Source organism: Vasconcelosia minhoensis LEGE 07310, assembly GCF_015207255.1.
Taxonomy (GTDB): Bacteria; Cyanobacteriota; Cyanobacteriia; order Phormidesmidales; family Phormidesmidaceae; genus Vasconcelosia; species Vasconcelosia minhoensis.
In genome coordinates this window covers 45,253-51,967 of record NZ_JADEXG010000033.1, presented here as the reverse complement: position 1 = coordinate 51,967, position 6,715 = coordinate 45,253, and the positions used below count along the sequence as shown (strand labels likewise).

Here is a 6,715-nt window from a genome sequence, read left to right as displayed (position 1 = left end):
TCTCTATCGCTAGGTCACTGTAGGTATTCGACGCGCCTCGCTTGCCAGTCTTTTGCTTGTTCTTCCAGGCGCTCAGCACCCCTTCATCTATCCAAACGGTCAGGCTCCCTCGGGCCTCCAAGGCGGCATGATACTCTGACCAGTTGCAGATGCGGTAGCGGCTTTTCATGCTCTCCCTTACTTCGACTATTATCTCAACCGTATCGATTCATTCTTGCTCATCACAACTGCCTATCGAACGATTTGTGCAACAAAGCCCCGAAGAAGTAAAAACCATAGCGTCCTGATTCATGCTACTAGAGCAATGCCTGATAGGCTGACTTTGACAGGCTATCGGCTGTTATTTCGTAATCTATCAGGCCTTAAAAAGAATTACATTGGACGTTTTCGGGACAGCTGACTGAACTTTCTTTCGATATTTTTGGGGAGCGGCGAGTTAGAGAAAAAACGGTTAGATTAGCTACAGCTTTTCTCTCCAGGTTTGTGGTGTCATAGAATGCATTTTGCGAAACTGACGACTGAAATAGCCCGCATCGCTATAGCCTGCGGCTTCGGCAATTGCTCTGATCGGCTGGTCCGTATTTGCTAATAGAAATCGAGCCTGAACCATTCGCCGCTCAATGATCCAGCGCTTGATCGTACGGCCCGTCTGGGTATGTAGCAGATGGGTTAGATAGGGCGAAGAGTATCCCGCTGCGGCAGCAACCGCGTCAATATTGATCGGTTCTTGATAATGTTGTTCGATAAACTCAAAGACTGAATTAAGCTGCGGGCAGTGGGGAAAGATAGATTCTGGTTCGGGCGGTGAAACCGCCGCATTAGGAGATACTTCAGCTTGGTTAGGCTGGCTTTCTGGAGCGGCGTGAAGGGGGTTCGCAAGAGCCGCTTTGCGTTTTAGTCGAGTTGTAATAGCGGCTAAAAACTGTTCTATTGTGCAGGGTTTAGTCAGGTAGTCATCGGCACCCAAGGACATGCCGCTGCGCAGGTCTGCCAGGGTCGCTTTAGCGGTGAGAAAAATCAGCGGAATTGAAGCCGTTTCCTGGGCCTGATGCAGCGTTGACAGCACTGCATAGCCGTCCATGTCAGGCATCATAATGTCGCAGACGATCAGGTCGGGCAGATGGGTCCGGGCCAGCTCAACGCCCACAACGCCGTTTTCAGCCCCAAAGGCTTGAAAATCTTCGAAGGCCAGACAGCGCAAAAACATTCCGCGGGTTTGGGCTTCATCTTCGATTACCAGAATTTTTTTAGCCATCGATGCGTTCTGATTGACCCACCTCATTCTTAGAGGGTTCAAGCCTCGGCTTTAGTATGCTGCGCTACAAAAGAATGGGTTGACGCTTTACGGCACAGAGAAGATCCAGCTGGGCCCATTTCCAAATATTTTGCCGACCAGTTGATACAGTATTGAAGTGGTATTGAGTCTAATTTGCGATGAAGTCCCCCTGGCAGCTACGAGACTATGGCTTTGCTGCGCTCATGACCTTCGGAATGGTGGCGTCTGTTTTTGTGATTGGTAAGTTGGTACCCCCATTCCTAGAACTGGTTGCCTGGGCACCTATCGGCGGCATCTTTCTCAACTGGGGCATGGCTAGGCTGAAGCACCGGGGCAGCGTAGCGCTGATGATTTTGCCATTAGCGCTCTTGCTCATGCCAATTTCGCCAGCGATTACGCTCTATCTCGTGCTGACAACTCTATTGACGGAAGCCGTCGTGTTTTTTCGCGGTAACTATCGGTCTAGCAGAAATCGACTCCTGGCAACGGTCGTGTTTTTTGTCAGTGCCGCAGTCATTGGCTTAGTCAGTGCTGGACTGATGCTGGGTGGGCAGTTTGCCGAGCTCCTGACCCAGCCCTGGCAGATTGGGGGACTGGCGATCGCAGCCGGGATGGCGGGTGCATTTGGCTGGCGGCTAGGAGAGTGGATGATGCGTCAGCTGCGGCATCCAGGCAAGCGCGATGCCAATCTCTGATCGATCAGATGCGGGCGGCCTAGAACCGAGTGAATCGCAGCAGTACTACTGGCTGCCGTCCCAGTCCGCGCAGCCCAATCAAGAACTCGCGACCCTGCGACGGCAGCACCATCTCATTCTCAACGCGGTCGGCGAGGGCGTCTACGGATTGGACTTGCAGGGGAATGTGACTTTTGTCAACCCTGCCGCCGCCAATATGATTGGCTGGGAGATCGATCAGCTCATTGGGCAGTCCATGCATGCGGTGCTGCATCACTCCCATGCCGACGGGCAGACCTATCCCCGGGAGGACTGCCCCATCTACCAGGCCTTTCGCGACGGCAGCGTCCGCCGGGTTACCGACGAGGTATTCTGGCGGAAGGATGGCAGCAGCTTTCCCGTCGAGTACATCAGCACGCCGCTGCATGATGAAACCGGGCAGCTGATTGGCGCAGTGGTCACCTTTCGAGACATTTCGGAACGCCAATGGGCCGAGGCCGTTTTACACCAAACCAATGCAGACTTAGAACAGAAGGTCCAGGCCCGGACAGCTGAGCTGTTTAAGGCAAATCAGCGGCTCAAAGAGATGAATAGTCTGCGATCGCGCTTCACCTCTATGGTCTGCCACGAATTTCGCAATCCGCTCAACAACATTGCCCTGTCTGTTTCTTCGCTGAATCGCTACGACGCCCAGTTCACGCCCGAGCAAAAGTCCGACTATCTGCTCAACATCAAAAGCAATGTAGAGCGCATGACCCAGATGATCGACGACATTCTGGTGATTGGCAAGATCGAAGAAAAAATTCTCTCCGTCCGACCCCAGCCGCTTGATTTAGTCCAGTTTTGTCAAACCCTGATTGAAGAAAACAGCTACGCCCGTTCCGAACAGCCGATTCGCTTCTCCAGTCAGAGTCGGCAGATGATCGCCGATCTGGATGAACGGCTGCTGAGGTCTGTCCTCACTAACCTTCTGCACAATGCCGTCCGCTACACCCCCGATCATAAGCCCATAGAGCTGCGGCTCTCAAAGCGTTTAAATCAGGCTATTTTCAAAGTGCAGGACGAGGGTATCGGCATCCCTCCAGACGATCGGCCCCATCTGTTCGAACCCTTCCACCGGGGAAAAAACGTCAGCAACATTCCCGGTACGGGCCTGGGCCTAAACATTGTCAAACAGTTCGTAGACTTGCAGCAGGGCAAAATCTCCGTCAGCAGCCGACTCAACCGGGGCAGCATATTTACCGTCAGGCTGCCGCTGTCGCTTTCCTAAATCCCTTTCCTAAATTCATGGACAGCACGGGTTAGCCCAAAGCGTGCGAAGAGGGCATCCAGAAAAACGTTGCTTATAGAGCAGATTGCTAGGTTTTATCTAAACAAGGTGAAACCGCCGATATTTTGCAGCATTCTGAGATAGACTGAAACTAATGGAAAAACAATCAATAATTGATTTAAGCCAATCATTGATGCTCAGTATCCTATGGACACTGACACGCTTTCCACAGCGAGAATAATTTCTCGCGGCATTGTCTCAACTGCCTCAATAGGCTCCTGTGTAAGCGTAGGGGTGCCTCCCACCCCTACTTTTTTTAACAATAATTCATAGACAGAGCGACTTAGGTCTGATCGGCAAGTGCGATCGGACCTAAGTCGCTTACCCATAGGTCTAGCCAAGTTAGGTAGATCGCTAAGGGTTTAACTGGGTCAGTCCGGAGAGGGACTAGACATCCGAAACTCGATTGGTGTCTCGAAACGGGTGCTCTAGGTGGACTCGCGATCGCAGTGGTCCCATATCTTCTATCGCTAGACAGTTCCCTGTTTACATTAGCGAAGAATATTGGCAAAGAGTTAGACATAAGCTTAGTTTATATTTGACATTGGCTATTTTTCTCTATGATCAGCAGGTAAAACGATCTATCGAGGAACAAAATAAGATAGATTTAGCTACATAGAAATTGAAGTTTAGATAGACTTCTGTCTATAGGTTGTCATGGGCCGTCGTTGGTCTTTTTAAAAAGCTTCTAAGCCTCTCTATTCTTTCTACTTGGGGGAGTGAAAGTGAAGCGGCAACCAAGGGCAATAAGCCCAAAATAATGGAGTGGCGGGTTGGCTCGCTGCTCAACCGGATGCGTGGAGCCAGCCACCCAGGATTCGCGGCCACGCCTGCCTACCGTCCTAACCCTTAATATCTGATTCAAGGAGGAATTACAACGTGGATTTTTTAGCCGATTTTTTGACGAAATTCGGGTCGCAATTGCAATCCCCAACCCTCGGCTTTTTGCTTGGCGGTATAGTCGTTGCTGCCCTCGGTAGCCGACTGGCAATTCCAGATGCGATCTATAAGTTCATCGTCTTTATGCTGCTCATTAAAGTCGGCTTGAGCGGCGGCATTGCGATCCGCAATGCCAATATAGCGGAGATGCTGTTGCCCGCGCTGTTCGCTGTGATAACCGGGATCCTGATCGTGTTCATCGCGAGCGTGACGCTGGCCAAGATGCCGGGCATTAGAACCGTAGATGCCCTTGCAACCGGGGGCTTGTTCGGGGCCGTAAGTGGCTCTACCCTCGCCGCTGGGATAACGGTCATGGAAGGGCAAGGCATTGAATACGAGGCCTGGGCTGGCGCTCTCTATCCCTTCATGGACATTCCAGCACTCGTGACGGCAATCGTCTTGGCCAGCATTTATACCCGCAAGCGGAAGCGCGACAAGTATCTCAAAAATGAGGCATATCTAAAAAAAGAAGCTGTTGCCTCAGGCGGCTATGCTAGCGAGCCGGGCGGTTCCACAGGTGGCTATGCCAGCGAGCCGGGCGGTTCCGCAGACGACCGGGTGAAGATATGGCCCATCATTAAGGATAGTCTCCAAGGCTCTGCCCTATCGGCACTGCTAATCGGCCTCGCTCTAGGCCTGCTAACCCGTCCGGAAAGTGTCTTTGAGAGCTTCTATGAGCCCCTCTTCCGTGGTCTGCTTTCGATCCTGATGCTGGTTATGGGTATGGAGGCCTGGGCAAGGCTTGGTGAACTGCGCAAGGTGGCCCAGTGGTATGCTGTATATGCCCTAGTGGCCCCGCTGCTGCACGGGTTCATTGCCTTTGGTCTCGGCTACATTGCCCACATCACCACGGGATTCAGTCCTGGTGGCGTCGCGCTCTTAGCCATCATTGCCGCTTCCAGTTCAGACATCTCAGGGCCGCCCACGTTGCGAGGTGGTATCCCGTCGGCTAATCCCTCTGCCTACATCGGCTCATCCACGGCCATCGGCACACCAATTGCGATTGCCATAGGAATACCGCTCTTCATCGGGCTTGCTCAGACGCTAGGCGGCTGAACCTAGAGGGGCATGGTCTGCCGGTGCTCTCGCCTGGCGACCAACGCAGCTAAATCGGCGCGATCTCGCGCTGTGCTGCCGTTTTCCTGAGTTTCTATTAAGTTCAATGAATACACATATCGAGAGGTAACCCACATGGCCAAGCCAGCCACTAAGCTCGTCATCATTACGGAAAAGTTACTGCTGAAAAAACTCGCCAAGATCATCGATGAAGCCGGGGCAACCGGTTACACGGTGGTGGAAGCTGGCGGTAAAGGCAGCCGCAACGTGCGCTCGTCGGGACAGCCTAGCGTTTCCGACACCCAGTCCAATATCAAGTTCGAGGTGCTCACCGAAAATCGGGATATGGCCCTGAAGATTTCGGACAAGCTCGCGTTGGAGTTTTTCGACGATTATTCGGGTATCGCCTATATCTGTGACGCAGAGGTACTGTACGCGCACAAGTTCTGTGGGCCAGACGGCTGTTAAATTGAGACGACGCAGACCTAAAAAGCCGGGGGCATGCCCCCGGCTTTTTAGTGGCCGTGTTTCGTACCCTTGGGGCCTGTATTCCCAGTGTTAGATCGCTATGCCCACGATGAAACCGCGTCAGCGCGGCCTAATTACAATTCAGGTGACGGCAGCTGAAACTGATAGATCTGCCGCAGTACCTCAACCCAGCCGTCTGACAGCATCGCCAGCATCTGATCGCCCTTCTCAGCGGTAGCGGTCGTCGGGTCGCCCACAACGCCGCTGGCGCTCAGGTCTCGGGTGGTCCAGGCAAAGGGTAGCTTGCCCTCTAGGCTGAGCAGGCTGTCGGCAGGCGGGCCGCTGGGGTACTCCTTCACGGCTCGAGTCATCTGCACCTGGTCAGGCAGCAGCGATAGCATGACGCTGGTTTCTGCGTCTCCGGCGTGGATACCCTGCGATCGCTCCTGTGGGCTGAGCAGGTCTGCCGCCGCGTGCGGCACCTGCCAAACTGAAAGGGGGAAAATTACAAAATCGCTGTAGCGCTGGTGCAGGTCTCTGGCGACAATTTCCAGCACCTGCGGCTGGCCGCCGTGGGAATTGGCCAAAACTAACCGGCGAAAGCCAGACCGGTAAAGACTCTCTGCTACTTCTGTTAGCATCAGCATCAGCGTCTGGGCCGAGAGCGTCACCGTTCCCGGAAAGTGCCAGTGCTCATTGGACTTGCCGTAGCAAAGCGGCGGCAGGCAGTAGGCCGGGATGCCTGCCTCTAGCTTATGCAGGGCCTGCCCAACCACGGCAGCGCCAATGGCGGCATCGACAATCAGCGGCAGATGCGGCCCGTGCTGCTCTACCGCCCCTACCGGCTGAATGATAATCGCTCGCGCTTTGTCCAATAGCGTATCGACGTCTTGCCAGGTGAGATAGGGGAAGAACCGCTCAGGGGGAATGTAGCCATGCATAAATGAGTTCTGGCTCGGGTGGGCCAATGTT

At 53.6% G+C, this 6,715-nt stretch carries 6 protein-coding genes and 1 pseudogene; 4 read left to right on the top strand and 3 right to left on the bottom strand.

The window, feature by feature from the left end; all coding sequences use genetic code 11:
* Both IQ241_RS14505 and IQ241_RS14500 read right to left on the bottom strand, forming a co-directional pair.
* Nucleotides 1-166: pseudogene (locus IQ241_RS14505) on the bottom strand (transposase); the annotation flags it as partial.
* Between the two features lie 294 nt (nucleotides 167-460).
* A complete protein-coding gene (locus IQ241_RS14500; RefSeq protein ID WP_193908385.1) occupies nucleotides 461-1,255 on the bottom strand; it encodes a response regulator transcription factor in 795 nt (264 codons plus the stop codon).
* A gap of 179 nt (nucleotides 1,256-1,434) precedes the next feature.
* On the opposite strand from IQ241_RS14500, the gene IQ241_RS14495 reads away from it, so the two are divergent.
* From IQ241_RS14495 to IQ241_RS14480, 4 genes are all read left to right on the top strand, one after another.
* Entirely contained in the window at nucleotides 1,435-1,971 is a 537-nt protein-coding gene (locus tag IQ241_RS14495; RefSeq protein ID WP_193908383.1) for a hypothetical protein, read from the top strand.
* Nucleotides 1,958-3,220, top strand: coding sequence for a PAS domain-containing sensor histidine kinase (locus tag IQ241_RS14490; protein ID WP_193908381.1), 1,263 nt, complete (start codon nucleotides 1,958-1,960; stop codon nucleotides 3,218-3,220). Before IQ241_RS14495 ends, IQ241_RS14490 begins: the two co-directional genes overlap by 14 nt.
* Nucleotides 3,221-4,159: 939 nt before the next feature.
* Nucleotides 4,160-5,275, top strand: a complete 1,116-nt coding sequence (locus tag IQ241_RS14485) for a sodium-dependent bicarbonate transport family permease (RefSeq protein ID WP_193908379.1) — start codon at nucleotides 4,160-4,162, stop codon at nucleotides 5,273-5,275.
* A gap of 135 nt (nucleotides 5,276-5,410) precedes the next feature.
* Nucleotides 5,411-5,743: a P-II family nitrogen regulator gene (locus tag IQ241_RS14480; protein ID WP_193908376.1), complete on the top strand. Its 333-nt coding sequence runs from the start codon at nucleotides 5,411-5,413 to the stop codon at nucleotides 5,741-5,743.
* A 134-nt stretch (nucleotides 5,744-5,877) separates the two neighbouring features.
* On the opposite strand, the gene IQ241_RS14475 is transcribed toward IQ241_RS14480, so the two are convergent.
* Nucleotides 5,878-6,684, bottom strand: coding sequence for a creatininase family protein (locus tag IQ241_RS14475; RefSeq protein WP_193908374.1), 807 nt, complete (start codon nucleotides 6,682-6,684; stop codon nucleotides 5,878-5,880).
* Nucleotides 6,685-6,715: the final 31 nt, after the last annotated feature.